This is a genomic window from Rhizobium sp. H4 (assembly GCF_003013335.1).
GTDB classification, from domain to species: Bacteria; Pseudomonadota; Alphaproteobacteria; order Rhizobiales; family Rhizobiaceae; genus Rhizobium; species Rhizobium sophoriradicis.
The window spans coordinates 93,465-118,547 of sequence record NZ_PSOW01000001.1 but is presented as its reverse complement, the minus strand read 5'-3'; the positions used below and the strand labels follow the sequence as shown (position 1 = coordinate 118,547).

Sequence of the window (25,083 nt, the reverse complement as noted above, 5' to 3'; positions counted from 1 at the left end):
AAGCATGTTACAAGATAAAGACCGCATCTTTACCAACATCTACGGCCTCAAGGACAAGTCCCTGAAGGGCGCGATGAGCCGCGGCCACTGGGACGGCACCAAGCAGATCCTCGAAAAGGGCCGTGACTGGATCATCAACGAGATGAAGGCATCCGGTCTTCGCGGCCGCGGCGGCGCCGGCTTCCCGACGGGCCTGAAATGGTCCTTCATGCCGAAGGAAAGCGACGGTCGCCCGCATTACCTCGTTGTCAACGCCGACGAATCCGAGCCCGGCACCTGCAAGGACCGCGACATCATGCGCCACGATCCGCATACGCTGATCGAAGGCTGCGTGATCGCGAGCTTCGCCATGGGCGCCAATGCCGCCTACATCTATGTGCGTGGCGAATATATCCGCGAGCGCGAAGCGCTGCAGGCGGCAATCGACGAATGTTATGACTACGGCCTGCTCGGCAAAAACAATAAGCTCGGCTGGGACATGGACATCTTCGTCCATCACGGCGCCGGCGCCTATATCTGCGGCGAGGAAACCGCGCTGCTCGAAAGCCTCGAAGGCAAGAAGGGTCAGCCGCGCCTGAAGCCGCCATTCCCGGCCAATATGGGCCTCTACGGCTGCCCGACGACGGTCAACAACGTCGAATCGATCGCCGTTGCGCCGACGATCCTGCGCCGCGGCGCAGGCTGGTTTTCCTCCATCGGCCGTCCGAACAATGTCGGCACCAAGCTGTTCATGCTCTCCGGCCACGTCAACAAGCCGTGCACCGTCGAAGAGGAAATGGGCATCACCTTCCGCGAACTGGTCGACCGCCATGCCGGCGGCATCCGCGGCGGCTGGGACAATCTGCTCGCCGTCATTCCGGGCGGTGCATCCTGCCCGATCGTTCCGGCCAAGGACATTATCGACTGCCCGATGGATTTCGACGGCCTGCGCGGTGTCGGCTCTTCCTTCGGGACGGCCGCCGCGATCGTCATGGACAAGTCCACCGACGTCATCAAGGCGATCGCCCGCATCTCCGCCTTCTTCAAGCATGAGAGCTGCGGCCAGTGCACGCCCTGCCGCGAAGGCACCGGCTGGATGTGGCGGGTGATGGAACGCATGGCCAAGGGCAATGCCCAGAAGCGCGAAATCGACATGCTGTTCCAGGTGACCAAGCAGATCGAAGGCCACACCATCTGCGCGCTCGGCGACGCCGCCGCATGGCCGGTGCAGGGTCTGATCCGTAACTTCCGTCCCGAGATCGAAAAGCGCATCGACCAGTATACGGCAAGCGCGCTCGACCACGGCGCGGTTCTGGAGGCGGCTGAATAATCATGACGGACAAGGCATCGAAAAGTGGGAAGAAGGAAGAGAGTGCCGATTTCGCGGCCGGCTTCGGCCGTCTTGCCGCCGAGATGCTGGAAAACGCACGGGCGATGCCGGTGCATCCGTTGATGGCGCATCCCGCCGCAGCCTTTGCCGCCGCAACGGCGATCGGCTTCGGGTTCTCGACGCAGATGGCGGGCGCCTTTTTCGGAGCCTTCCAGAGCGCTCTGGAAACGACCGGCAAGGTAGCTGCCGCTCTCGACGACACGCCGCCGGAGGAGCCGGCGCCGGAAGTCGATATCCGGCCAGAAAATATCCGTCCGGCCGTCAAGGCGTTCACCAAGCCTGCTGCGGAGAAGCCTGCTGCCGAGAAGAAAGCCGGGCCGAGACTGACGGTGGTCAAGCCCGACAGCGCGCCGATCCAGGCAAGCGAGCCGGCGCCGGCGAGCCAGCCGAAGCCGGCCGTCAAGGCAAAACCGGTTGCGCGGGCTGCCAAGGCCGACGATCTGAAGCTGATTGCCGGCATCGGCCCGAAGCTGGAGCAGGTGCTGAACGCCAAGGGCATTCGCAGCTTTGCCGAGATTGCCGCCTGGACCGACGAGGACATCGCCCGGCTCGACGGCGAGCTTGGCTTCAACGGCCGCATCGGCCGCGACGACTGGACCGGCCAGGCGAAAATCTTGGCAGGGCGCGGGCGCAGAAGGAAATGAACTGTCCGGCCGGATCGATCGGCCGGAGAAAGGGCAGAACGGCGCGGGGGCGGGGGCCTCAAGCTGCAGATGCCGATGCGGGTTCCGAACCTGGAACGCGCAATAGAGAATTTGGGCAACATCAGCTGCCAGCAGGACGAAAGATCCGGCTTGGCACTGAGACTGTTGCAAAAAACAGGTTTGTTTGCCGTCATCAGGCAAACGGGAAACAGGACTGAGCGACGATGGCAAAACTGAAGATTGACGGCAACGAGATCGAAGTTCCCGATCATTTCACGCTATTGCAGGCGTGCGAAGACGCCGGGGCCGAGGTTCCGCGCTTCTGCTTCCACGAGCGCCTGTCGGTTGCCGGCAACTGCCGCATGTGCCTTGTCGAAGTGAAGGGCGGCCCGCCGAAGCCGCAGGCTTCCTGCGCCATGAGCGTGCGCGATATCCGCGGCGGCCCGAACGGCGAACTGCCGGAGGTCTTCACCAACACGCCGATGGTCAAGAAGGCTCGCGAAGGCGTGATGGAATTCCTGCTGATCAACCATCCGCTCGATTGCCCGATCTGCGACCAGGGCGGCGAATGCGACCTGCAGGACCAGGCGATGGCCTTCGGCATCGATACCTCGCGCTATCAGGAAGATAAGCGCGCCGTCGAGGACAAGTATATCGGCCCGTTGGTCAAGACGGTGATGAACCGCTGCATCCATTGCACGCGCTGCGTCCGCTTCACCACCGAGGTCGCCGGCATTTCCGAACTCGGCCTGATCGGCCGCGGCGAAGACGCCGAGATCACCACCTATCTCGAACAGGCGATGACCTCCGAACTGCAGGGCAACGTCGTCGACCTTTGCCCGGTCGGCGCGCTCACCTCCAAGCCATTCGCCTTCACCGCTCGCCCCTGGGAATTGAACAAGACCGAATCGATCGACGTCATGGATGCCGTCGGTTCGGCGATCCGGGTCGATACCCGCGGCCGCGAAGTCATGCGTATTCTGCCGCGCGTCAACGAGGCGATCAACGAGGAGTGGATTTCCGACAAGAGCCGTTTCATCTGGGACGGTCTTAAGACCCAGCGCCTCGACCGGCCCTATGTCCGCCGCGACGGCCGCCTGCAGCCGGCGACTTGGGCCGAGGCTTTTGGCGCCATCAAGGCCGCCGTCGGCGCCACCTCGGGCGACAAGATCGGCGCGATCGCCGGCGATCTTGCTTCCGTCGAGGAAATGTATGCGCTGTCCGAACTGGTGAATTCCCTCGGCTCGGCCAATCTCGACTGTCGCCAGGATGGGGCGGCACTCGATCCGTCGCTCGGCCGTGCAAGCTACCTCTTCAACCCGACCATCGCAGGCATCGACCAGGCCGACGCGCTGCTGATCATCGGCGCCAATCCGCGCTTCGAGGCGGCCATTCTCAATGCCCGTATCCGCAAGCGCTGGCGCCGTGGCAAATTCCCGATCGGCGTCATCGGCGAGCCGGGCGAGCTGCGTTACAGCTATGACTACCTCGGCGCCGGTCCGGACACGCTGAAGGATGTGGTCGACGGCACACACGCCTTTGCCGACGTGCTGAAGACCGCCGCCAAGCCGATGATCATCATCGGCCAGGGCGCGCTGTCGCGCAGCGATGGCGCCGGCGTCCTTGCCAGCGTCGCCAAGCTTGCCGGTTCGGTCGGCGCGGTTGTCGAAGGCTGGAACGGCTTTGCCGTCCTTCATACCGCCGCCTCGCGCGTCGGCGGCCTCGACCTCGGTTTCGTGCCGGGTGCCAAGGGCGTCAATGCCGCTGAAATGCTGACGGCGATGGACGTGCTCTTCCTGCTCGGCGCCGACGAACTCGACTTCAGCGCCAAGAAGGCCAAGCTCACCGTCTATATCGGCTCGCATGGCGATAACGGCGCCCATCATGCCGACGTCATCCTGCCGGCCGCAGCCTATACCGAAAAGTCCGGCACCTGGGTCAACACCGAGGGCCGCGTTCAGATGGGCAACCGCGCAGGCTTTGCGCCGGGCGACGCCCGCGAGGATTGGGCGATCATCCGTGCCCTTTCCGACGTGCTCGGCAAGAAGCTTCCATTTGATTCGCTGAATGAATTGCGTGGCCGGCTCTATGCCGCTTTCCCGCATTTCGCCGCCATCGACGAGATCGCCGAAACCGATAGCGCCCAAATTGCCGCAGTTGCGAAAAAAGCCGGCAAGATGAACAAGTCAGGGTTTGCGTCGCCGGTCAAAGACTTCTATTTGACGAACCCGATAGCGCGGGCCTCGGCTGTCATGGCCGAGTGCTCGGCATTGGCCCGCAACAACTTCAAAGTCGCGGCAGAGTAAGGGCAGGGGACCATGGATTCTTTCTTTTCGACCTATGTCTTGCCGGCGATCATCATGATCGGTCAGTCGCTGCTGCTTCTCGTCTGCCTGCTCGTTTTCATCGCTTACGTGCTGCTCGCCGACCGCAAGATCTGGGCGGCCGTGCAGCTGCGCCGCGGCCCGAACGTTGTCGGCCCCTTCGGCCTGTTCCAGTCCTTCGCCGACCTTCTGAAGTTCGTCTTCAAGGAGCCGATCATTCCGGCCGGCGCCAACAAGGCGGTCTTCCTGCTCGCCCCGCTGGTCACGGTGCTGCTCGCACTGTCCACCTGGGCGGTGGTGCCGCTCGCCGACGGATGGGTGATTGCCAACATCAATGTCGGCATCCTTTATATCTTCGCGATCTCTTCGCTCGAGGTTTACGGCATCATCATGGGTGGCTGGGCTTCGAACTCGAAGTATCCCTTCCTCGGCGCCCTGCGCTCGGCCGCACAGATGGTCTCCTACGAAGTCTCGATCGGCTTCGTCATCGTCACCGTGCTTCTCTGCGTCGGCTCGCTGAACCTGACCGACATCGTCAATGCACAGCATACCGGCCTCGGCACCATGCTCGGCCTGCCTGCCTCGTTCCTCGACTGGCACTGGCTGTCGCTGTTCCCGATGTTCATCATCTTCTTCATTTCGGCACTAGCCGAAACGAACCGTCCGCCATTCGACCTTCCGGAAGCCGAATCGGAACTCGTCGCCGGCTTCATGGTCGAATACGGCTCCTCGCCATACATGATGTTCATGCTCGGTGAATATGCGGCCGTCTGCCTGATGTGCGCGCTGACGACGATCCTCTTTTTGGGCGGCTGGCTGCCCCCGGTCGATATCTGGATCCTCAACTGGGTCCCCGGAATCATCTGGTTCACGCTGAAGGCCTGCTTCGTGTTCTTCATGTTCGCGATGGTCAAGGCCTTCGTTCCGCGCTACCGCTACGACCAGCTCATGCGCCTTGGCTGGAAGGTCTTCCTGCCGCTGTCGCTCGCCATGGTCATCATCGTTGCATTCGTGCTGAAGCTGATGGGATGGGCTTGATGACGCCCGCTCTCGTTTCCGGCAAAATTGGAGGTTGAAGATGGCAAGCTTGTCCAGCTCCATCAACTCGCTGTTCCTCAAGGAATTCTTTGGCGCGTTCTTTCTGTCGATGCGCTATTTCTTCCGCCAGAAGGCGACCATCAACTACCCCTTCGAAAAGGGTCCGGTCTCTCCGCGTTTCCGCGGTGAGCATGCACTGCGCCGCTATCCGAACGGCGAGGAACGCTGCATCGCCTGCAAGCTTTGCGAAGCGATCTGTCCTGCCCAGGCCATTACCATCGAGGCCGGTCCGCGCCGCAACGACGGCACACGACGCACCGTGCGCTACGACATCGACATGGTGAAGTGCATCTATTGCGGCTTCTGCCAGGAAGCCTGCCCGGTCGACGCGATCGTCGAGGGTCCGAATTTCGAATTTGCGACGGAAACCCGCGAAGAGCTTTATTTCGACAAGGCGCGCCTTCTCGATAATGGAGACCGGTGGGAGCGCGAAATCGCCCGCAATATCGCGATCGACTCGCCGTACCGCTGATTCGGTTTTGTAATGCCGCGACGGAGCTCTGCTGCTCCTGTCGCGGTCAATATGCACAGGAGCTTTGCCGGACAGCACCGGCGAAAGCTCTATCGGGCAGAAAAACTCCCGGCTGCCCGGGGAAGATGAAAAAGGCACCAACATGGGTCTGCAGGCTCTATTTTTCTATCTTTTCGCCTTTGTCGCGGTGGCGTCGGCGTTCATGGTCATCTGGGCGAAGAACCCTGTTCACTCGGTACTGTTCCTGATCCTGGTGTTCTTCAACGCGGCCGGCCTGTTTCTGCTGCTCGGTGCCGAATTCCTGGCGATGATCCTGCTGGTTGTCTATGTCGGCGCCGTCGCCGTCCTCTTCCTCTTCGTGGTGATGATGCTCGATATCGACTTCACCGAATTGAGGGCAGGGGTTCTCGAATATGCGCCGATCGGCGGGCTGATCGGGATCATTCTCGCTGCCGAGCTGATCGTCGTCATCGGCGGCAGCGTCATCTCGCCCGAGATCGCCAAATCAGTCGCCATGCCGATCCCGGCGCTAACGGAGCGCACCAATACGGCCGCCCTCGGCGACGTGCTCTACACCAATTACGTCTACTTCTTCCAGATTGCCGGTCTGGTTCTGCTGGTCGCCATGATCGGCGCCATCGTCCTGACGCTCCGGCACCGCACCAACATCAAGCGGCAGAACATCCCCAGGCAGGTTGCCCGCACACCCGCCACCGCCGTCGAGGTGGTTACGGTCAAGCCCGGGCAGGGCGTCTAAAGGCAGGTCAAGGAACAAAGAACATGGTCATCGGTCTTTCCCACTACCTGACGGTCAGCGCCATCCTCTTCACGCTCGGCGTCTTCGGCATCTTTCTGAACCGCAAGAACGTCATCGTCATCCTGATGTCGGTCGAACTGATCCTGCTTGCCGTCAACATCAACATGGTCGCCTTCTCCTCCTTCCTGAACGACATCGTCGGACAGGTCTTTGCGCTGTTCATCCTGACGGTGGCGGCTGCCGAGGCGGCGATCGGTCTTGCAATTCTCGTTGTCTTCTACCGCAACCGCGGCTCGATCGCGGTCGAAGACGTCAATATGATGAAGGGCTGAGTGGCTCATGTTCCTCTATAAGGCTATCGTCTTTCTTCCCTTGATCGGTGCGATCGTCGCCGGCCTGTTCGGCCGCGCCATCGGCGCCAAGGCTTCGGAATATGTCACCAGCGGGCTGATGATCATCGCCGCCATCCTCTCCTGGTACGTCTTCTTCACCGTCGGCATGGGCCACGCCGAAGGCGGCCCGATCAAGGTCGAGGTGCTGCGCTGGATTCAGTCCGGCGGCGTCGATGTCTCCTGGTCGCTGCGGGTGGACACGCTGACCTCGGTCATGCTGATCGTCGTCAACACGGTCTCGACGCTGGTTCACGTCTATTCGATCGGCTATATGCACACCGATCCGCATCGCCCGCGCTTCTTCGCCTATCTCTCGCTTTTCACCTTCGCCATGCTGATGCTGGTGACGGCCGACAATCTGGCGCAGATGTTCTTCGGCTGGGAAGGAGTCGGTCTCGCCTCCTATCTGCTGATCGGCTTCTGGTTCAAGAAGCCGTCGGCGACGGCTGCGGCGATGAAGGCCTTCATCGTCAACCGCGTCGGCGACTTCGGCTTCGTGCTCGGTATTGCCGGCGTCTTCGTGCTGTTCGGCTCGATCAATCTCGACACGATCTTCGCTAATGCCTCGAATTTCGCTCCGCATGAAGGCGGCGGCGAGGCGAGCGAAGTGATCCTCAACCTCTTCGGCATGCAGCTCGACAAGGCACATGCGCTGACCGGCATCTGCCTGCTGCTCTTCATGGGCGCCATGGGCAAGTCGGCACAATTCCTGCTGCACACCTGGCTGCCGGATGCCATGGAAGGCCCGACCCCGGTCTCGGCCCTCATCCATGCCGCCACCATGGTCACCGCCGGCGTCTTCCTCGTCGCCCGCATGTCGCCGCTCTTCGAACTGTCGCACGATGCGCTTGTCGTCGTCACCGTGATCGGTGCGATCACCGCCTTCTTCGCGGCAACCGTCGGCCTCGTGCAGAACGACATCAAGCGCGTCATCGCTTATTCCACATGCTCGCAGCTCGGCTACATGTTCGTGGCGCTCGGGGTAGGGGCCTATGGCGCGGCGATCTTCCATCTCTTCACGCATGCCTTCTTCAAGGCGCTGCTCTTCCTCTGCGCCGGCTCGGTCATCCACGCCGTCGATGGCGAGCAGGACATGCGCTACATGGGTGGCCTGCGGCCGCACATCAAGTGGACGTTCCGGATGATGATCATCGGCACGCTGGCGATCACCGGCGTCGGCATTCCCTTCACGCCGTTCGGCCTTGCCGGGTTCTTCTCCAAGGACGTGATCATCGAGGCGACCTATGCTTCGCATTCGCCGGTGGCAGGCTTTGCCTTCTCGCTGCTGGTCATCGCCGCGCTCTTCACCAGCTTCTATTCCTGGCGCCTGATCTTCATGACCTTCTACGGCAAGCCGCGCGCTTCGCACGAGGTCATGCACCACGTTCACGAATCGCCGCAGGTCATGCTGGTGCCGCTCTATCTGCTGGCGATCGGCGCGGTGCTGGCGGGTGTGCTCTTCGAAGGCCGGTTCTACGGCGAGGAATATGCCGAGTTCTGGAAGGGGGCGCTCTTTACCGGCGCCGAGAACGAACTCCTCGAAGAGTTCCACCACGTGCCGGCGCTGGTGGCTTTGAGCCCGTTCATCGCCATGGTGCTCGGCTTCGTCACCGCCTGGTACATGTATATCCGCTCGCCGCAGACGCCGCGCGTCCTCGCCAAGCAACATCGGGTTCTCTACCACTTCCTCTTGAACAAGTGGTACTTCGACGAGCTCTACGACTTCCTCTTCGTCCGCACGGCAAGGGCGCTTGGCCGCTTCCTGTGGAAGAAGGGTGACGTCGGGGTCATCGACACCTACGGCCCGAACGGTGTGGCCGCCCGCGTCGTCGCCGTCACCGACCGCGTCGTCCGCCTGCAGACCGGTTACCTCTATCACTATGCCTTCGCCATGCTGATCGGCATTGCGGCGCTCGTTACCTGGATGATGCTCGGGAGTTCCTTCTGATGACCGATTGGCCTATTCTTTCAACGGTCACCTTCCTGCCGCTCGTCGGCGTGGTGCTCCTGCTGCTGATGAACGGCGAGAGCGAGAGCGGCCGCAGGAACGTGCTGTGGATCTCGCTGATCACCACGGTGTTCACATTCATCGTATCGCTCTTCATCTGGATCGGTTTCGACAATGCCAATCCGGGCTTCCAGATGATCCAGAAGTTTGACTGGCTCGGCACCGGCATCGGTTACCATGTCGGCGTCGACGGCATCTCGATGCTGTTCGTCATCCTGTCGACCTTCCTCATGCCCTTCTGCGTGCTGGCGAGCTGGCTCTCGATCGAGAAGCGCCTGAAGGAATACATGATCGCCTTCCTCATCCTCGAAACGATGATGGTCGGCGTCTTCGTCTCGCTCGATATCGTGCTCTTCTACGTCTTCTTCGAAGCGGGCCTCATTCCGATGTTCCTGATCATCGGCGTCTGGGGCGGCAAGGATCGCGTCTATGCGAGCTACAAGTTCTTCCTCTATACGCTGCTCGGCTCGGTGCTGATGCTGCTCGCCATCATGGCGATGTACTGGCAGGCCGGAACGACGGATATCACCGCGCTGCTCGCCTACAAGTTCCCGCCGGCGCTGCAGACCTGGCTATGGCTTGCCTTCTTCGCCTCCTTCGCGGTGAAGATGCCGATGTGGCCGGTCCACACCTGGCTTCCGGATGCGCACGTCCAAGCGCCGACGGCAGGCTCGGTGATCCTGGCCGGCGTGCTGCTGAAGCTCGGCGGCTACGGTCTCATCCGCTTCTCGCTCGGCATGTTCCCGGTGGCGTCCGATTATTTCGCGCCGCTCGTCTTCGCCCTGTCCGTCATCGCCATCATCTACACCTCGCTGGTGGCAATGATGCAGGACGACATCAAGAAGCTGATCGCCTATTCCTCGGTGGCGCACATGGGCTACGTGACCATGGGCATCTTCGCCGCCAACATGCAGGGCGTCCAAGGCTCGATCTTCCAGATGCTGTCGCACGGCATCGTCTCGGGCGCGCTTTTCCTCTGTGTCGGCGTCGTCTACGACCGCACCCATACCCGCGAGATCAACGCCTATGGCGGCCTCGTCAACAACATGCCGAAATATGCCGTCGCCATGATGGTCTTCACCATGGCCAATGTCGGGCTTCCCGGCACGTCGGGCTTTGTCGGCGAGTTCCTGACGCTGATCGGCGTCTTCCGGGTCAACACCTGGGTCGCGCTCTTTGCCGCCACCGGCGTCATTCTCTCGGCCGCCTATGCGCTCTGGCTCTATCGCCGGGTGATCTTCGGTGCGCTGGAGAAGGAAAAGCTGAAGGCGCTGCTCGATCTTTCCAGACGTGAACAACTGATCCTCTACCCGCTGGTCGCACTGACCATCTTCTTCGGCGTTTACCCGGCTCCGGTCTTTGATGCGACGGCCGCCTCGGTGGATCTGCTGGTCAACAACTACACGGCCGCCGTGCACGCAGCGCAGAATGTTGCGCTGTCTATGAAATGATGACGGGACTTATCGGACATGACCGCTGAAACAATCCTCCTCAGTCTGCATCTTTCCGCGCCGGAGCTGATCCTCGCGGTCGGCGCCCTGGTCCTGTTGATGGTCGGCGTCTTCTCAGGCGAGCGGTCGGGCCTCGTCGTCACCGGCCTCGCCATCGTGCTGTTGCTAGCCTCCGGCCTGTGGCTGCTCTTCGTGCCGGCCGAAGGCCTTGCCTATGGCGGCGTCTATATGGCCGACGGCTTCTCCCGCTTCATGAAGCTGGTGGCGCTCATCGGCTCGCTGGTCGCCCTATTCATGACGATGGGCCACGCGAGGGAAAACCAGCTCGACAAGTTCGAGTTCCCGGTTCTCCTGGTGCTCGCGACCCTCGGCATCCTGCTGATGATCTCGGCCAACGATCTGATTTCGCTTTATCTGGCGCTGGAACTGCAGTCGCTGGCGCTCTATGTCGTCGCCGCGATCAACCGCGACAGCCTGAAGTCGACCGAAGCCGGTCTGAAATATTTCGTCCTCGGCGCGCTTTCCTCCGGCATGCTGCTCTACGGCATGTCGCTGGTCTATGGCTTCACCGGCCATACCCACTTCGCCGAGATCGCCCAGGCGCTTTCGGTCGAGGGCGCGCGTTCGCTCGGTCTCATCTTCGGCCTGGTCTTCATCCTCGCTGGCATTGCCTTCAAGATCTCGGCCGTTCCCTTCCACATGTGGACGCCCGACGTTTATGAGGGCGCGCCGACGCCGGTCACCGCCTTCCTGGCCGCAGCCCCGAAGGTTGCCGCCATGGCGATGATGACCCGCATCGTCATCACCGCCTTCCAGCCAGTTCTGGCCGACTGGCAGCAGGTTGTCGTGTTCATCTCGATCGCCTCGATGCTGCTCGGCTCGTTTGCGGCAATCGGCCAGAAGAACATCAAGCGGCTGATGGCCTATTCATCGATCGGCCACATGGGGTACGCGCTGGTCGGTCTTGCCGCCGGCAACCAGACCGGTGTTTCCGGCGTCATGCTTTACATGGTCATCTATATGGTCATGACGCTCGGCAGCTTTGCGATCATCATGTCGATGCGCCGCAAGGACGGCACCGTTGTCGAGGAGGTCAACGATCTCGCCGGCCTTTCCACCACCAACCCGTTCATGGCTGTGGTGCTGACGGCGCTGATGTTCTCGCTTGCCGGCATTCCGCCGCTCGCCGGCTTCTTCGCCAAATATTTCGTCTTCGTTGCGGCGATCGAAGCCAAGCTTTACGCGCTTGCCATCATCGGCGTTCTCGCCTCGGTCGTCGGCGCCTATTATTATCTGCGCGTCATCAAGCTGATGTGGTTCGATGAGGCGACCGGCGAATTCGCCCGGGTCTCCGGCTCCCTGCGCCTGGTCTTCGGTCTTTCCGGTCTCTTCGTCACCGCCTATGTGCTCATCGGCGGGCCGATCGGCGGTGCGGCAGAGCTTGCCGCCGCGACGCTCTTCTAATGGTTTCCGACAGGCGGCGCCGGATATCGCTCGGCGATTTCAGGCACGAGGCGCTGTCGGAAACATCGTCCACTAATAGCGAATGCCTCGCCCGGGCGCGGGCGGGCGATCCCGGAAATCTCTGGGTGACGGCCGAGAGGCAGACCGGCGGCCGCGGCCGCCGCGGCCGCCTCTGGGTGTCCGAACGCGGCAATCTCTACGCTTCCCTGCTTTTGATCGACCCGGCGCCGATGGAGCGCCTCGGCTCGCTGCCGCTGGCGGTTGCCGTCGCCGTGCACCAGGCGATCCGCCAGGTGCTGCCTCCGGGCGCCGAACCGCTCGAGGTCAAATGGCCGAACGATATTCTCATCGGTCGAAAGAAGACCTGCGGCATCCTCGTCGAGGGCGAGCAGTTGCCGGACGGCCGTTACGCGCTGATCGTCGGCATCGGCATCAATGTCTCGGTCATGCCGGACAATCCGCTCTATCCCGTCACCTGTCTGCGTCAGCATGCAAGCGCGGCTTCGCCGGAAGAGCTTTTCGCCCATCTCTTCGCGGCGATGGCGGATGTGCTCGATATATGGGACCAGGGCCGCGGCATTGCCGAGATCACTGCGCGCTGGCGCACTATTGCCTGTGGCATAGGTGAAAAGATCACGGTCAATTTACCGGACCGGTCGATTTCCGGACAATTCGCCGGGATTGATGATAATGGCTTGTTGATGCTCGATATCGGCGCTGGCAGGATCATTCCCATTGCCGCCGGTGATGTGTTTTTTGAATAGCGGAAAAAACGAAAATTATGGTGAAACAGGACGAGTTGGTATTCCTGCCTCTGGGCGGCGTTGGCGAGATCGGCATGAATCTCGCTCTCTATGGCTACGGCCCGCCCGAGCATCGCCAGTGGATCATGGTCGATTGCGGCGTCACCTTTCCCGGCCCGGATCTGCCGGGCGTCGACCTCGTCCTGCCCGACATCCGCTTCCTCGCCAGCGAACGCAAGAACCTCAAGGCGATCATCATCACCCATGCCCATGAAGATCATTATGGCGCACTCGCCGATCTCTGGCCCGGGCTCAACGTGCCGGTCTATGCCTCGGGCTTTACCGCGGGTCTGCTCGAAGCCAAACGCAATTTCGAGAAGGCGAGGATCGGCGAGGTGCCGGTGACGCCGTTCAAGGCCGGCGACACGATCAATGTCGGCCCGTTCAGCATCGAAGGTGTTGCCGTCAATCACTCGATCCCCGAGCCGATGTCGCTGATGATCCGCACGCCGGCCGGCAATGTCATCCACACCGGCGACTGGAAGATCGACCACGAGCCCTCGCTCGGGCCGCTGACCGATGAGACGCGCTTTCGCCAGTTGGGCGACGAGGGCGTGCTGGCGCTGATGTGCGATTCCACCAATGCCTTGCGTGACGGTGTTTCGCCCTCCGAGAAGGATGTGTCCGAAAGCCTGCGCAAGATTATCGAAGATGCCGAAGGCCGGGTGGCGATCACCACCTTCTCGTCGAATGTCTGGCGCATCCGCACCGTTGCCGAGGCCGCCGAGGCGGCGGGCCGCGAAGTACTGCTGCTCGGCAGCTCGCTGAAGCGGGTCGTCGACGTCGCCCAGGATATCGGCCTGATGGAAGGCGTGAAGCCCTTCATCTCCGAGGAGGAATACGGCTACATCCCCCGCGACAAGGTCGTCGTCATCCTGACCGGCAGCCAGGGCGAGGCGCGGGCAGCGCTTGCCAAGCTCTCCCGCGACGAGATGCGCAATGTGGCCTTTGCGGCAGGCGATATCGTCGTCTTTTCCTCGCGCGCCATTCCCGGTAACGAGAAGGCGATCCAGGACATCAAGAACGGCCTCGTCGAGCAGGGCGTGCACATCATCACCGATACTGAAGCCCTGGTCCACGTGTCCGGCCATCCCCGCCGCAACGAGCTGCAGCGGATGTACGAGTGGACCCGGCCGAAGGTCGTTGTGCCGGTGCATGGCGAGGCGACGCATCTGACGGCGCACAAGGAGCTTGCCGAGCAATCCGGCATCGCGATCGTCCCGCGGGTGCGCAACGGCGATATCCTGCGGCTGGCGCCAGGCCCGGTCGAGGTGATCGGCGAAGCGCCGCACGGCCGCATCTACAAGGACGGCATGCTGATCGGCGATTTCGACGAGATGGGGATCGGCGAGCGCAAGAAGCTTTCCTATGTCGGCCATGTCGCGGTCAGCGTCGTGCTCGACGCCCGTTATGATATTGTCGGCGATCCCGATCTCGTATCGATCGGCCTGCCCGTCTATGACGACGAGGGCGATGAGATGGAGGATACGCTGTTCGACGCGGCGATCAGCGCCATCGAAAGCATTCCGCGCGCCCGCCGCAAGGATATCGACATGCTGCAGGAGGCCGTGCGCCGCGCCATCCGCGCCGCTGCCAACCAGAGTTGGGGCAAGAAGCCAGTCGTAACCGCCTTCGTCACCAAGGTCTGATCATGCTCGGCCGGGTGAACCATATTGCCATCGCCGTCCCCGACCTGTCGGCGGCGGCCGCCGCCTATCGCGACACGCTGGGCGCTGCTGTGTCGCAACCGCAGGCGCTGCCGGAACATGGCGTCACCGTCGTCTTCGTCGAACTGCCCAACACCAAGGTCGAATTGCTTGAGCCGCTTGGGGAAGCCTCGCCGATTGCAGCCTTCCTAGAAAAGAATCCGTCTGGCGGCATGCACCATATCTGCTACGAGGTGGACGATATCGTCGGCGCCCGTGACCGGCTGATCGAGGCGGGGGCGCGGGTGCTCGGCGACGGTCAGCCGAAGACCGGCGCGCATGGCAAGCCGGTGCTGTTTTTGCATCCCAAGGATTTCTTCGGCACGCTGATCGAACTCGAACAGGCCTGAGCTAAATGCGATGCCAAGTGCTTTCTCTGCGGCAGAGTGATCCGCAGGCGGCGAAATGGCTCGTTCGCTTTGAATTGGCTCGCATTCCGCCGTATAAGGACGCCAAATTAAAGCGTCAGAACGTCCTTCGTCCTGACGCGCGATACTACCGGGAACAATAATGCTTCAGACCTTCCTTCAGGGATTTGCCGTCTACTTTATCATCTGGTGGATGACGCTTTTCGCCGTCCTGCCGATCGGCCTGCGCACCCAGGCGGAAGACGACGATATTGTGCTCGGCACCGTTCCAAGCGCGCCCACCCGCTTTCGCGCCGCCTTCGTCTTTTCGCTGACGACGCTGATTTCGGCTCTTATCTACGGCCTCTGGTATATCTGCGACACTTATTTCGGTTGGGGCTTCGACGCCCTTCCACAACTCGGTCCTAGCTTCTATTGATTTAGCTTTTGCTCAAAGTTTGAGCAGATGTAAAATTTTCCGGAACAATCCGTTTCGTCATATCGCCGTCACCCTGTTGCGGCAAAGAGCTCGCCTAACGGGATGGGTGCATCTCCTTACGGAAGGAGATCTCGTTCCTCGTCGGGAGGGGAGTTGAAAAGCCAAAAAAAAACAAGGCTGAAAGCCTTGTTTTAAGTATCGCGTGATCTGTAACCGTTGCCGGGGCAGCGACGAGCGCGCCTAAGATCTGATCCTCCCAAGACTTGACCGCGAATTCGGCAAGAATTTAGCTTCCTGCCTGTTTTGTGAGCTAAAGCTAGCTCAAACATTGGGCTTTGTCATTAGCTTTTTTTGCATTTTTGCTACACTCTAGCAAAATATTTCTGTTGACAAGATTTTCGTACAAGTCCTTATAAACACGCGCTTTTTTACGCCCTTTCTTTTCGCGGGCGCGAACATGCCTGTCCGGGAGGTCGCCGACGGCGGTTGCGGGTTTCCTTCCTGCCGCGAAGCGGCTATGAACGCTCCCACATTCATAATGTACCTTCGATTCCGCTTGCCGGCGGGATCTCAACTGCTCCGGAATCCGCCATGCGTCTGTCCCGCTACTTCATGCCCATCCTCAAGGAAAACCCCAAGGAGGCGGAAATCGTCTCCCACCGGCTGATGCTGCGTGCCGGCATGATCCGCCAGCAGTCGCAGGGCATCTATTCCTGGCTGCCGCTCGGCAAGCGCGTGCTCGACAAGGTCAACGCAATTATCCGCGACGAGCAGAACCGCGCCGGCGCCATCGAGCTGTCGATGCCGACCCTGCAATCGGCCGAGCTCTGGCAGGAAAGCGGCCGCTACGACGCCTACGGCAAGGAGATGCTGCGCATCAAGGATCGCCAGGATCGGCCGATGCTCTACGGTCCCACCAACGAGGAGATGGTGACGGATATTTTCCGCTCCTCCGTCAAATCCTACAAGGACCTGCCGCTCAATCTCTATCACATCCAGCTGAAGTTCCGCGACGAGATCCGTCCGCGTTTCGGCACCATGCGCTCGCGCGAATTCATGATGAAGGATGCCTATTCCTTCGACCTGACGCGCGAAGGGGCCGAACATTCCTACAACAAGATGTTCGCCGCCTATCTCAGAACCTTCGAGCGGCTCGGCCTGCGCGCCATCCCCATGCGCGCTGACACCGGCCCGATCGGCGGCAATCTCAGCCATGAATTCATCATCCTCGCCGATACCGGCGAATCCGAAGTCTTCTGCCACAAGGATTTCGTAGGCTTCGATATTCCGGACGAACGCACCGATTTCGACAGCGTCGAGGGCCTGCAGGCGATCTTCGAAAAGTGGACCTCGCTCTATGCGGCGACCTCGGAAATGCACGACGAGGCGGCTTTCAACGCCGTTCCGGAAAGCGACCGCCTCTCGGCGCGCGGCATAGAGGTCGGCCACATCTTCTATTTCGGCACGAAATATTCCGAGACGATGGGTGCGAAAGTGCAAGGACCCGACGGCAAGGAACACTTCGTTCACATGGGTTCCTACGGTATCGGCCCGACACGCCTTGTTCCCGCCATCATCGAAGCATCGCATGACGACAACGGAATCATCTGGCCGCCTTCGGTCGCGCCCTTCGATATCGTGGTGATCAACATGAAGGCGGGCGATCAGGCTTGCGACGATACCTGTGAGCTGATCTACGCCGCGCTGACCAAGGCCGGCAAGGATGTGCTCTATGACGATACCGACGACCGGGCCGGCACGAAATTCGCGACCGCCGACCTGATCGGCGTACCCGTCCAGATCATCGCCGGCCCGCGCGCGGTCGCAAACGGCGAGGTCGAAGTGAAGGACCGCAAGACCGGCGCCCGCGAAACGATGACCATCGAAGCGGCGATCAACAGGTTCGTGGCTTAAGGAAACGGAGGCGAAATGGCAGAGGCAGCAGTGGACCGGAGTTCAACATCCGGTTTGGGTCCGGCTGGCAAGCCATTTTCCACCTTCGAACGTCTCGTGGCCTGGCGCTATCTGCGCGCCCGGCGCAAGGAAGCCTTCATCTCTGTCATCGCCGGCTTCTCTTTCGTCGGCATCATGCTCGGCGTTGCGACGCTGATCATCGTCATGGCCGTCATGAACGGCTTCCGCACCGAGCTGGTCTCGCGCATCCTCGGCATCAACGGTCATATGATCGTCCAGCCGTCCGATGGCCCCTTCACCGATTATGCCGACCTCGCCAGCAGGCTGGCTGCCGTGCCGGGCGTCAAGATGGCTCTGCCGCTGGTTGAAGGCCAGGTTCTCGCCTCCGCCCAGGCCGGCGGCAGCACCGGCGCGCTGGTGCGCGGCGTCCGCGCCGAGGACCTGACCAAACTCAAGGCGGTCTCGGAGAATATTAAACCTGGCGACATGGTGGGGTTTGCCTCCGGCCAGGGAGTGTTGATCGGTACCGGCATGGCCAACCAGCTCGGCCTGAGCGTCGGCGACCTGATTACGCTGACGTCACCGGATGGTGACATTACGCCGATGGGCGTCAGCCCGCGCGTCAAGTCCTACAAAATCTCCGGCCTCTTCGAGATCGGCATGTCGGAATATGATTCCTCGATCATCTTCATGCCGCTGGAAGAATCGCAGCTCTTTTTCAATGCCGAGGGGTTGGTGCAGTCGATAGAGCTTTTCGTCGATCACCCCGACGATATCGACACGCTGAAACCCAAGGTCGTGGAGGCGGCCGGCCGCCAGATCAGCTTGACCGACTGGCGACAGCGTAATCAGACCTTCTTCTCGGCGCTGCAGGTCGAGCGCAACGTCATGTTCATGATCCTGACGCTGATCGTGCTTGTCGCGGCGCTGAACATCATCTCCGGCCTCATCATGCTGGTGAAGGACAAGGGCAGCGATATCGCCATTCTGCGCACGATGGGCGCCAGCGCCGGCGCCATCATGCGCATCTTCTTCATGACTGGGGCGGCGATCGGTATCGTCGGCACCATCGCCGGCGTACTGCTCGGCGTCCTCGTCTGTGTCAACATCGAATCCATCCGTCAGTTTTTCTCGTGGATCTCGGGCGAAGTAATCTTCAATCCGCAGGTCTATTTCCTCAGCCAACTGCCGGCGGAGATGGATCTCAGCGAAACGATCTCGATCGTCGTCATGGCACTGACGCTCTCCTTCATCGCGACCATCTTCCCGGCCTGGCGCGCCTCCAGGCTCGATCCGGTGCAGGCCCTGCGCTACGAATAAGGAATGCCGCCTTCATGAAACGCAACGTCGTTCTCAAGCTTACCGGCGTCGAGCGCCATTACGGGCAGGGCGATACGCTGCTCGCCATCCTGAAAGGCGCGGATTTCTCGCTGTCGAAAGGCGAGATGGTCGCGCTCGTTGCTCCCTCCGGCACCGGCAAGTCGACGCTGCTGCATGTCGCGGGTCTGCTCGAACATCCCGACGGCGGTGAAGTCACCATCAATGGCCACGCCTGCGACGGCCTTTCCGACGAGAAGCGTACCGCGATCCGCCGCAGCGAGATCGGCTTCGTCTACCAGTTCCACCATCTCCTGCCGGAATTTTCGGCGCTCGAAAACATCATGATGCCGCAGCTGATCGCCGGGCTGTCTTGGAAGGAAGCCGGCGAGCGGGCCGGCCAGCTTCTCGATTACATGCGCATCGGCCATCGTGGCGCCCATCGCCCCGGCGAGCTTTCCGGCGGCGAACAGCAGCGCGTCGCGATTGCCCGGGCCGTCGCCAATGCGCCGAGCTTGCTTCTGGCCGACGAGCCGACCGGCAATCTCGACCCGGAAACGGCAGCTTACGTCTTCGACGCGCTGGAGGCGCTGGTGCGCCAATCCGGCCTCGCCGCCCTCATCGCCACCCACAATCACGAACTCGCCCGTCGCATGGACCGGCGCGTGACGATTTCGGACGGCAAGATCGTCGACTTCTAGCGCATCGGCCCAGCGATCAGGGGATGACCAGCCCGCCGCGATAGTCGAGCGCATAGGCCTTGCGGCCGCCGACGATGATGCATTCATGGCCGTTGAACCGGTCGCAGCCGCCTTCGCTGCGGTCGATATAACGGCCGAGTGGATGATCGAATTCCATTCCGCCAAGAAACCGGCCTTCCCGATACATTGCCGAGAGCGCCGCCTTGATCACCGTTCCGGCCGCACTGCCGTCGATGAGATCGGGCGCGATGACGCAGCCGATATAATTCATCGCCCAGACGGGTTCATCGGCAATCCACACCACCTCCTGTCCGGCGAAATCCGTGCCGCCGAAATAACTGTCGAGATAGCGCCAGTCGCCGCTGAAATAGCCGATATCATGAGCACCCGGCCGGCAGGGCAGGCGAGGCACACCACCCCCGACATAGGTCGCCGCCTTGGCCTCGACAATGAAGCCGTTCAGCATCGCCGTATCGAGCATTATCGTCGTCCTCCCCTGACTCATCTGAATTGATATAGCAGGACGGTGAGAACATAAGAAGAACAAAATGGCGGGCGGCGCTTTGTTTCTCTGAGCAAACGCGTCCGACATTGGATGATCCGCGCCGATCCGTCTCGGGTTGGGAATGCCAGGCGCGGTTGCCGGGTATATTCAACGCCGGCATCGAGGCCGCGCGCGATTCGCAGCACGCGACGGGCATTTTTCAAACGCAAGTACGGAGGAAAAGATTCCTGTTGACATGCGAACATATGTGGAACAGATTAAAAACATAACGAGTAAAGGAGAGCCAAATGACTGACATGATCCGTGATATCGCAGCATTCACCTCCATCGCAATGTTCGTTGCCAGCTTCTCGCTGATCGTCATCGCGATCTAAAGTTTTCAGGGGATCGCATGGTAGTCATGCGGTTCGGACGCGGGACTTCTTCTGGACATCATCGCCCTCAATGCCGACAATGCGTCCGATTCATTCGGGTGATTGGGAAGGCATATCATGGCGGAGACGGCAAAGGGTTCAACGGGTGAGGCGACCGGCGGCACGCCGGGCTTCATCCACCTAAGGGTCCACTCCGCCTATTCGCTTCTCGAGGGCGCGCTGCCTCTGAAGAAGATCCTCTACAAGGCGACCGGCGACAGCCAGCCGGCGATCGCCATAACCGATACCAACAATCTGTTCATCGCACTGGAATTCTCTCAGAAGGCGATGGACGAGGGCCTGCAGCCGATCATCGGCTGCCAGGTCTCGATCGACATGGAAGACGGGCTGGAGACCGAAAAGCGCGGCGGCCAGCAGGCGTTGGTCAAGCTGCCGTCGATCGTTCTTCTCGCCGCGACGGGGGCCGGTTACGAAAGGCTGGTCGACCTCGTCAGTCGCGCCTATCTCGGCGGTGAAGGCAATCAGGCCGTCCATGTCCGATCCTCCTGGCTGGAGGAGGCGGGCACGGAAGGGCTGATCGCCTTGACCGGCGCCCTGATGGGGCCGGTCGACGGGGCGATCAGGGAGGGCCATTCCGCCCAGGCCGAAGCGCGGCTGCTGATGCTGAAGTGTCTCTTCGGCGACAGGCTCTATGTCGAGCTGCAGCGGCATGGCACCTACGACAAGCGGCACGAGCAGAAGATCGTCGGGCTCGCCTATGCCCACGACCTGCCGCTGGTCGCGACCAACGAGGCCTTTTTTCCGACGCGCGACGATTACGACGCCCATGATGCGCTTATGGCGGTTGCTCATAACGCCATCGTCTCCGACGACAGCCGCTTTCGCCTGACGCCGGATCATTATCTGAAGAGCCGGGCCGAGATGGCCAAGCTCTTTGCCGATCTGCCGGAAGCGCTGGAGAACACGATCGAGATCGCCAAGCGTTGCTCCTTCGTGTTGAAGACGCGCAAACCGATCCTGCCACGCTTCACCGGTGCGACCGACGATGCCGAGGAGGCCGAGCGCGCCGAGGCGAGCGAACTGCGCCGCCAGGCGGTCGAAGGGTTGGACATGCGGCTTTCGACCCTCGGCATGTCGCCGGGTTATGAGGAGAAGGATTATCGCGAGCGCCTGGATTTCGAGCTCAGCGTCATCGAACGCATGCGCTTTCCCGGCTACTTCCTGATCGTTGCCGACTTCATCAAATGGGCCAAGCAGCATGACATTCCGGTTGGTCCCGGCCGCGGTTCGGGCGCCGGTTCGCTGGTCGCCTACGCGCTGACCATCACCGACGTCGATCCCTTGCGGTTTTCGCTGCTGTTCGAGCGCTTCCTCAATCCGGAACGCGTCTCCATGCCGGACTTCGACATCGACTTCTGCCAGGACCGCCGCGAAGAGGTGATCCGATACGTCCAGGCCAAGTACGGCCGCGAGCAGGTGGCCCAGATCATCACCTTCGGTTCGCTGCAGGCGCGCGCCGCACTCCGCGACGTCGGCCGCGTGCTGGAGATGCCCTACGGCCAGGTCGACAAGATTTGCAAACTTGTGCCGAACAATCCGGCCAATCCGACGCCGCTCTCCAAGGCGATCGAGGAGGAGCCGAAGCTGCAGGAGGAGGCGGCGAAGGAACCGGTCGTCGCGCGCTTGCTCGATATCGCCCAGAAGATCGAGGGGCTTTACCGCCATGCCTCGACCCATGCCGCCGGTATCGTCATCGGCGACCGGCCGCTGTCCAAGCTGGTGCCGATGTATCGCGATCCGCGCTCCGACATGCCGGTCACCCAGTTCAACATGAAATGGGTTGAGCAGGCGGGCCTCGTCAAATTCGACTTCCTTGGCCTGAAGACGCTGACCGTCCTGAAGGTCGCCGTCGATTTCGTCGCCAAGCGCGGCATCAGTGTCGACCTTGCGGCCATTCCGCTGGACGACAAGAAGACCTACGAGATGCTGTCACGCGGCGAAACGGTCGGCGTGTTCCAGGTGGAAAGTGCCGGCATGCGCAAGGCGCTGATCGGCATGAAACCGGACTGCATCGAGGACATCATCGCGCTGGTGGCGCTCTATCGTCCGGGCCCGATGGAGAACATCCCGACCTACAACGCCCGCAAGCACGGTGACGAAGAGCTGGAATCGATCCATCCGATGATCGACCACCTGCTCAAGGAAACTCAGGGTGTGATCGTCTATCAGGAACAGGTGATGCAGATCGCCCAGGTGCTGTCCGGTTATTCGCTCGGAGAGGCCGATCTTTTGCGCCGCGCCATGGGTAAGAAGATCAAGGCCGAGATGGACCAGCAGCGCGAGCGCTTCGTCGATGGCGCCGTCAAGAACGGCGTATCGAAGTCGCAAGCCGACAATATCTTCGAACTGCTGGCGAAGTTCGCCAATTACGGCTTCAACAAGTCGCATGCCGCCGCATACGCCATTGTCTCCTACCAGACGGCCTATATGAAGGCGCATTATCCGGTCGAATTCCTCGCCGCCTCGATGACGCTCGACATGTCCAACACCGAAAAGGTCAACGACTTCCGCCAGGACGCCAAGCGCCTCGGCATCGAGGTGATCGCCCCGTCGGTGCAGACCTCCTTCCGCCAGTTCGAAACCGGCGACAACCGCATCTATTATGCGCTCGCCGCCCTCAAGGGCGTCGGCGAATCCGCCGTCGACCATATCGTCGAGGTGCGCGGCGACAAGCCGTTCGCCGGCATCGAGGATTTCTGCCTGCGCATCGATCCGCGCCAGGTCAATCGCCGCGTCTTGGAAAGCCTGATCTTTGCGGGTGCCTTCGATTGTTTCGGCACCGACCGCGCCCAGCTTTCAGCCGGGCTCGACCGTATCCTCGGCTATGCCCAGCGCGCCCAGGAAAACAAGCTGAGCGGCCAGTCGGATATTTTCGGCAGCACCCTGACCTCGGGCCCCGAGAAGATCGCCCTGCCGCCGTTTTCGCCCTGGCTTGCCTCGGAGCGGCTGCTCAAGGAGTTCCAGGTGCTGGGCTTCTATCTCACCGCCCACCCGCTCGATTCCTACAGCAACATCCTGCAGAAGATGCGGGTGCAGACCTTTGCCGAGTTCTCCGCAGCGATCAAACAGGGCGCGTCGAATGCGCGCCTTGCGGGAACCGTCATCTCCAAGCAGGAGCGCAAGACCCGCACCGGCAACAAGATGGGCATCATCGTCTTTTCGGATTCGTCGGGCCAGTTCGAGGCCGTGCTGTTTTCGGAAATGCTGAACCAGTACCGCGACATGTTGGAGTCCGGAAAATCCTTCCTGCTGACCGCGACCGGCGAGGAGCGGCCGGAGGGCATCGGTCTGCGCATCCAGACGATCCAGTCGCTAGAGGAAAAGTCGCTGCAGATGCAGAAGGCGCTGCGCGTTTATATCAGAGATTCCGGGCCGCTGAAAATGGTCGCCGGCCATCTGAACGCCAAGGGCGACGGCCTGGTTTCCTTCATCGTCATCAAGGAAGAGGGCAAGCGCGAGGTCGAAGTGGCGCTGCCGGAGAAATACCGCATCACCCCGGAGATCGCCGCCGCTCTTCGCGCGGCCCCCGGAGTGGTCGACGTCGAGCTTGTGTGATCGCGAAGCGGATCGCCCGGGGGCGAAGTAGATCGCCAGCGGCGAGTGGATCACCTAGGGTAATGCACCTTACCCAGCGTGATGCACCTCGCCCCGGGCTGATGGCCGTCAGCCGCGGGTGATGGTAATGAAATTCGTGCCTTCCCCGGTCTCGGTGCCGAGACCGGTATCGGAGATTGTCAGCGTCGAGCCGGGCGCGATCAGCGCGTCGATCTTGCGGCGGGTTTCGTCGGGGATGGTAATCCTGCTCAGCGAACGGGCAATCGGCTTGCCGGTGACAATCGAGCTTTCCTGATTGCTGATCCCGAGCCGCTTCATCGTTTCGCGGGAGAGATTGTTTTCGAGGGTGATGCCGAGCCAGTCCGCCGTGCCGGCCTTTTCATCGACCGCGTGCAACGTGAAGAAATGCGTGCCGAGCGCCAGCCCCGGATCGGTGATCGTCACTGGCGCCTCGAACACCGGTTTGAACGCCTTCCGCACCATGATGACGCCGTTCGGCGGCTCGCCCTTGCCGGCCGCGGCATAGACGGCTTTGAGCAGCCTGTCGGAGATTGGGCTTCTGTCGCCCGCAAATTCCGCTGGACGCAGCGTCTTGAAGGCAGTGACCGCCTGCACGGTCGACGGGCCGAGCAAGCCGTCCGGATCGCCGGCTGAAAAACCGAGCTGGTTGAGAAGGGTCTGAATGTCGATCACCGTCTCGCGCAGCGTCCGGCGTGTGATCAGCATGCTGATCGGCTCGGATGGCGGCTCGATTTCGGGCTTTGGCATCAGCGCCGCTACCGGCATCGGCATGGCCGCCGTGTCGTTCATCGCCACCTGCACCGGCTTTAGCGGGCTGTCTGGCATGGAGGGCCGCAATTCGACATCCGAAAGCAGCGGCATCGCCACCGATGTCTCCGGACGGAAGAGGTTGGGGTGGTCGATCGGCTGCGGCGCCAGCTCGCCATCGCTGATAATGACGGGGATACCGTTGCCGGTCATGCCATAGAGCATTTTTGCGAAAGCGCCGGGCATGCGCACGCAGCCATGCGAGGCCGGATAACGCGGCACCGAATTGGATTCGTGCAGCGCGATGCCGGACCATGTCAGCCTTTGCATGAAGGGCATCGGCGCGTTCGAATAGAGATTGGATTCGTGGTATTTTTGCTTTTCCAGCACCGAGAAGATGCCGCTCGGCGTCGTGTGGCCGTCCTTGCCGGTCGAGACCTTCGAGGTCGCGACGACCTCGGTGCCGTCATAGACCGCAAGCGACTGCTTGTCCTTCGAAACGAAGATCTGCAGCGTGCGTGCATCCGCGGCAAAAGCAGGGTGCACGAGTGCGGTGGCCGACAGCAAGCCGAGGCCGAAGACGAAACGCGAGACCATGATACCCAACCATACGCA

Annotated in this window: 20 protein-coding genes; 18 read left to right on the top strand and 2 right to left on the bottom strand. The window is 61.5% G+C overall.

Annotated features, from left to right (window positions below; translation table 11 throughout):
• The first annotated feature begins 4 nt into the window (after nt 1–4).
• The 17 genes from nuoF to C4N04_RS00510 all read left to right on the top strand — a co-directional run bounded on the left by nuoF (nt 5) and on the right by C4N04_RS00510 (nt 19,206).
• Nucleotides 5–1,309: an NADH-quinone oxidoreductase subunit NuoF gene (nuoF, locus tag C4N04_RS00595; RefSeq protein WP_038688201.1), complete on the top strand. Its 1,305-nt coding sequence runs from the start codon at nt 5–7 to the stop codon at nt 1,307–1,309.
• Nucleotides 1,310–1,311: 2 nt separating this feature from the next.
• A complete protein-coding gene (locus tag C4N04_RS00590; RefSeq protein ID WP_039619109.1) occupies nt 1,312–2,013 on the top strand; it encodes an NADH-ubiquinone oxidoreductase in 702 nt (233 codons plus the stop codon).
• A gap of 224 nt (nt 2,014–2,237) precedes the next feature.
• On the top strand, nt 2,238–4,319 hold the full coding sequence (gene nuoG, locus C4N04_RS00585) for an NADH-quinone oxidoreductase subunit NuoG (RefSeq protein ID WP_106795246.1): 2,082 nt from the start codon (nt 2,238–2,240) through the stop codon (nt 4,317–4,319).
• Nucleotides 4,320–4,331: 12 nt separating this feature from the next.
• Nucleotides 4,332–5,375: an NADH-quinone oxidoreductase subunit NuoH gene (gene nuoH / locus C4N04_RS00580; protein WP_038688207.1), complete on the top strand. Its 1,044-nt coding sequence runs from the start codon at nt 4,332–4,334 to the stop codon at nt 5,373–5,375.
• Between the two features lie 40 nt (nt 5,376–5,415).
• Nucleotides 5,416–5,907, top strand: a complete 492-nt coding sequence (gene nuoI, locus C4N04_RS00575) for an NADH-quinone oxidoreductase subunit NuoI (RefSeq protein WP_004680064.1) — start codon at nt 5,416–5,418, stop codon at nt 5,905–5,907.
• Between the two features lie 142 nt (nt 5,908–6,049).
• Entirely contained in the window at nt 6,050–6,664 is a 615-nt protein-coding gene (locus tag C4N04_RS00570) for an NADH-quinone oxidoreductase subunit J (protein WP_039619113.1), read from the top strand.
• 23 nt (nt 6,665–6,687) lie between these two features.
• Entirely contained in the window at nt 6,688–6,996 is a 309-nt protein-coding gene (gene nuoK / locus C4N04_RS00565) for an NADH-quinone oxidoreductase subunit NuoK (RefSeq protein ID WP_003587269.1), read from the top strand.
• Nucleotides 6,997–7,003: 7 nt separating this feature from the next.
• Entirely contained in the window at nt 7,004–9,004 is a 2,001-nt protein-coding gene (nuoL, locus tag C4N04_RS00560; protein WP_106795245.1) for an NADH-quinone oxidoreductase subunit L, read from the top strand.
• Entirely contained in the window at nt 9,004–10,515 is a 1,512-nt protein-coding gene (locus C4N04_RS00555) for an NADH-quinone oxidoreductase subunit M (protein ID WP_038688211.1), read from the top strand. The genes nuoL and C4N04_RS00555 overlap by 1 nt, the downstream gene beginning before the upstream one ends.
• 18 nt (nt 10,516–10,533) lie before the next feature.
• Nucleotides 10,534–11,979 carry an NADH-quinone oxidoreductase subunit NuoN gene (gene nuoN, locus C4N04_RS00550; protein ID WP_039619118.1) on the top strand — a complete coding sequence of 482 codons (1,446 nt, stop codon included), beginning with the start codon at nt 10,534–10,536 and terminating at the stop codon, nt 11,977–11,979.
• Nucleotides 11,979–12,743 (top strand): biotin--[acetyl-CoA-carboxylase] ligase, encoded by a 765-nt coding sequence (locus C4N04_RS00545; RefSeq protein WP_038688215.1) that lies wholly within the window; start codon nt 11,979–11,981, stop codon nt 12,741–12,743. The genes nuoN and C4N04_RS00545 overlap by 1 nt, the downstream gene beginning before the upstream one ends.
• 17 nt (nt 12,744–12,760) lie before the next feature.
• Entirely contained in the window at nt 12,761–14,431 is a 1,671-nt protein-coding gene (locus C4N04_RS00540) for a ribonuclease J (RefSeq protein ID WP_106795244.1), read from the top strand.
• A gap of 2 nt (nt 14,432–14,433) precedes the next feature.
• Nucleotides 14,434–14,838 (top strand): methylmalonyl-CoA epimerase, encoded by a 405-nt coding sequence (gene mce, locus C4N04_RS00535; RefSeq protein WP_077993359.1) that lies wholly within the window; start codon nt 14,434–14,436, stop codon nt 14,836–14,838.
• Between the two features lie 160 nt (nt 14,839–14,998).
• Entirely contained in the window at nt 14,999–15,274 is a 276-nt protein-coding gene (locus C4N04_RS00530; protein WP_009995819.1) for a DUF1467 family protein, read from the top strand.
• Nucleotides 15,275–15,865: 591 nt separating this feature from the next.
• Nucleotides 15,866–17,188, top strand: coding sequence for a proline--tRNA ligase (proS, locus tag C4N04_RS00520; RefSeq protein ID WP_106795243.1), 1,323 nt, complete (start codon nt 15,866–15,868; stop codon nt 17,186–17,188).
• Nucleotides 17,189–17,203: 15 nt separating this feature from the next.
• Nucleotides 17,204–18,508, top strand: coding sequence for a lipoprotein-releasing ABC transporter permease subunit (locus C4N04_RS00515; protein WP_106795242.1), 1,305 nt, complete (start codon nt 17,204–17,206; stop codon nt 18,506–18,508).
• A gap of 14 nt (nt 18,509–18,522) precedes the next feature.
• Nucleotides 18,523–19,206 carry an ABC transporter ATP-binding protein gene (locus C4N04_RS00510; protein WP_088685457.1) on the top strand — a complete coding sequence of 228 codons (684 nt, stop codon included), beginning with the start codon at nt 18,523–18,525 and terminating at the stop codon, nt 19,204–19,206.
• 16 nt (nt 19,207–19,222) lie between these two features.
• Here the strand turns inward: C4N04_RS00510 and C4N04_RS00505 are convergent, their stop codons facing one another.
• A complete protein-coding gene (locus tag C4N04_RS00505) occupies nt 19,223–19,687 on the bottom strand; it encodes a DUF5680 domain-containing protein (RefSeq protein WP_106795241.1) in 465 nt (154 codons plus the stop codon).
• Between the two features lie 515 nt (nt 19,688–20,202).
• Here C4N04_RS00505 and dnaE point away from each other — a divergent pair.
• Complete coding sequence (gene dnaE, locus C4N04_RS00500; RefSeq protein ID WP_106795240.1) at nt 20,203–23,700, top strand: DNA polymerase III subunit alpha; 3,498 nt, start codon at nt 20,203–20,205, stop codon at nt 23,698–23,700.
• A gap of 108 nt (nt 23,701–23,808) precedes the next feature.
• Here the strand turns inward: dnaE and C4N04_RS00495 are convergent, their stop codons facing one another.
• Nucleotides 23,809–25,065 carry a L,D-transpeptidase family protein gene (locus C4N04_RS00495; protein WP_106795239.1) on the bottom strand — a complete coding sequence of 419 codons (1,257 nt, stop codon included), beginning with the start codon at nt 25,063–25,065 and terminating at the stop codon, nt 23,809–23,811.
• Nucleotides 25,066–25,083 lie beyond the last annotated feature (18 nt).

Bases quoted from the DNA above. Each gene is read 5' to 3' on its own strand.
- nuoF (WP_038688201.1), top strand. From the start codon at position 5: ATGTTACAAGATAAAGACCGCATCTTTACCAACATCTACGGCCTCAAG.
- C4N04_RS00590 (WP_039619109.1), top strand. From the start codon at position 1,312: ATGACGGACAAGGCATCGAAAAGTGGGAAGAAGGAAGAGAGTGCCGAT.
- nuoG (WP_106795246.1), top strand. From the start codon at position 2,238: ATGGCAAAACTGAAGATTGACGGCAACGAGATCGAAGTTCCCGATCAT.
- nuoH (WP_038688207.1), top strand. From the start codon at position 4,332: ATGGATTCTTTCTTTTCGACCTATGTCTTGCCGGCGATCATCATGATC.
- nuoI (WP_004680064.1), top strand. From the start codon at position 5,416: ATGGCAAGCTTGTCCAGCTCCATCAACTCGCTGTTCCTCAAGGAATTC.
- C4N04_RS00570 (WP_039619113.1), top strand. From the start codon at position 6,050: ATGGGTCTGCAGGCTCTATTTTTCTATCTTTTCGCCTTTGTCGCGGTG.
- nuoK (WP_003587269.1), top strand. From the start codon at position 6,688: ATGGTCATCGGTCTTTCCCACTACCTGACGGTCAGCGCCATCCTCTTC.
- nuoL (WP_106795245.1), top strand. From the start codon at position 7,004: ATGTTCCTCTATAAGGCTATCGTCTTTCTTCCCTTGATCGGTGCGATC.
- C4N04_RS00555 (WP_038688211.1), top strand. From the start codon at position 9,004: ATGACCGATTGGCCTATTCTTTCAACGGTCACCTTCCTGCCGCTCGTC.
- nuoN (WP_039619118.1), top strand. From the start codon at position 10,534: ATGACCGCTGAAACAATCCTCCTCAGTCTGCATCTTTCCGCGCCGGAG.
- C4N04_RS00545 (WP_038688215.1), top strand. From the start codon at position 11,979: ATGGTTTCCGACAGGCGGCGCCGGATATCGCTCGGCGATTTCAGGCAC.
- C4N04_RS00540 (WP_106795244.1), top strand. From the start codon at position 12,761: ATGGTGAAACAGGACGAGTTGGTATTCCTGCCTCTGGGCGGCGTTGGC.
- mce (WP_077993359.1), top strand. From the start codon at position 14,434: ATGCTCGGCCGGGTGAACCATATTGCCATCGCCGTCCCCGACCTGTCG.
- C4N04_RS00530 (WP_009995819.1), top strand. From the start codon at position 14,999: ATGCTTCAGACCTTCCTTCAGGGATTTGCCGTCTACTTTATCATCTGG.
- proS (WP_106795243.1), top strand. From the start codon at position 15,866: ATGCGTCTGTCCCGCTACTTCATGCCCATCCTCAAGGAAAACCCCAAG.
- C4N04_RS00515 (WP_106795242.1), top strand. From the start codon at position 17,204: ATGGCAGAGGCAGCAGTGGACCGGAGTTCAACATCCGGTTTGGGTCCG.
- C4N04_RS00510 (WP_088685457.1), top strand. From the start codon at position 18,523: ATGAAACGCAACGTCGTTCTCAAGCTTACCGGCGTCGAGCGCCATTAC.
- C4N04_RS00505 (WP_106795241.1), bottom strand. From the start codon at position 19,687: ATGCTCGATACGGCGATGCTGAACGGCTTCATTGTCGAGGCCAAGGCG.
- dnaE (WP_106795240.1), top strand. From the start codon at position 20,203: ATGGCGGAGACGGCAAAGGGTTCAACGGGTGAGGCGACCGGCGGCACG.
- C4N04_RS00495 (WP_106795239.1), bottom strand. From the start codon at position 25,065: ATGGTCTCGCGTTTCGTCTTCGGCCTCGGCTTGCTGTCGGCCACCGCA.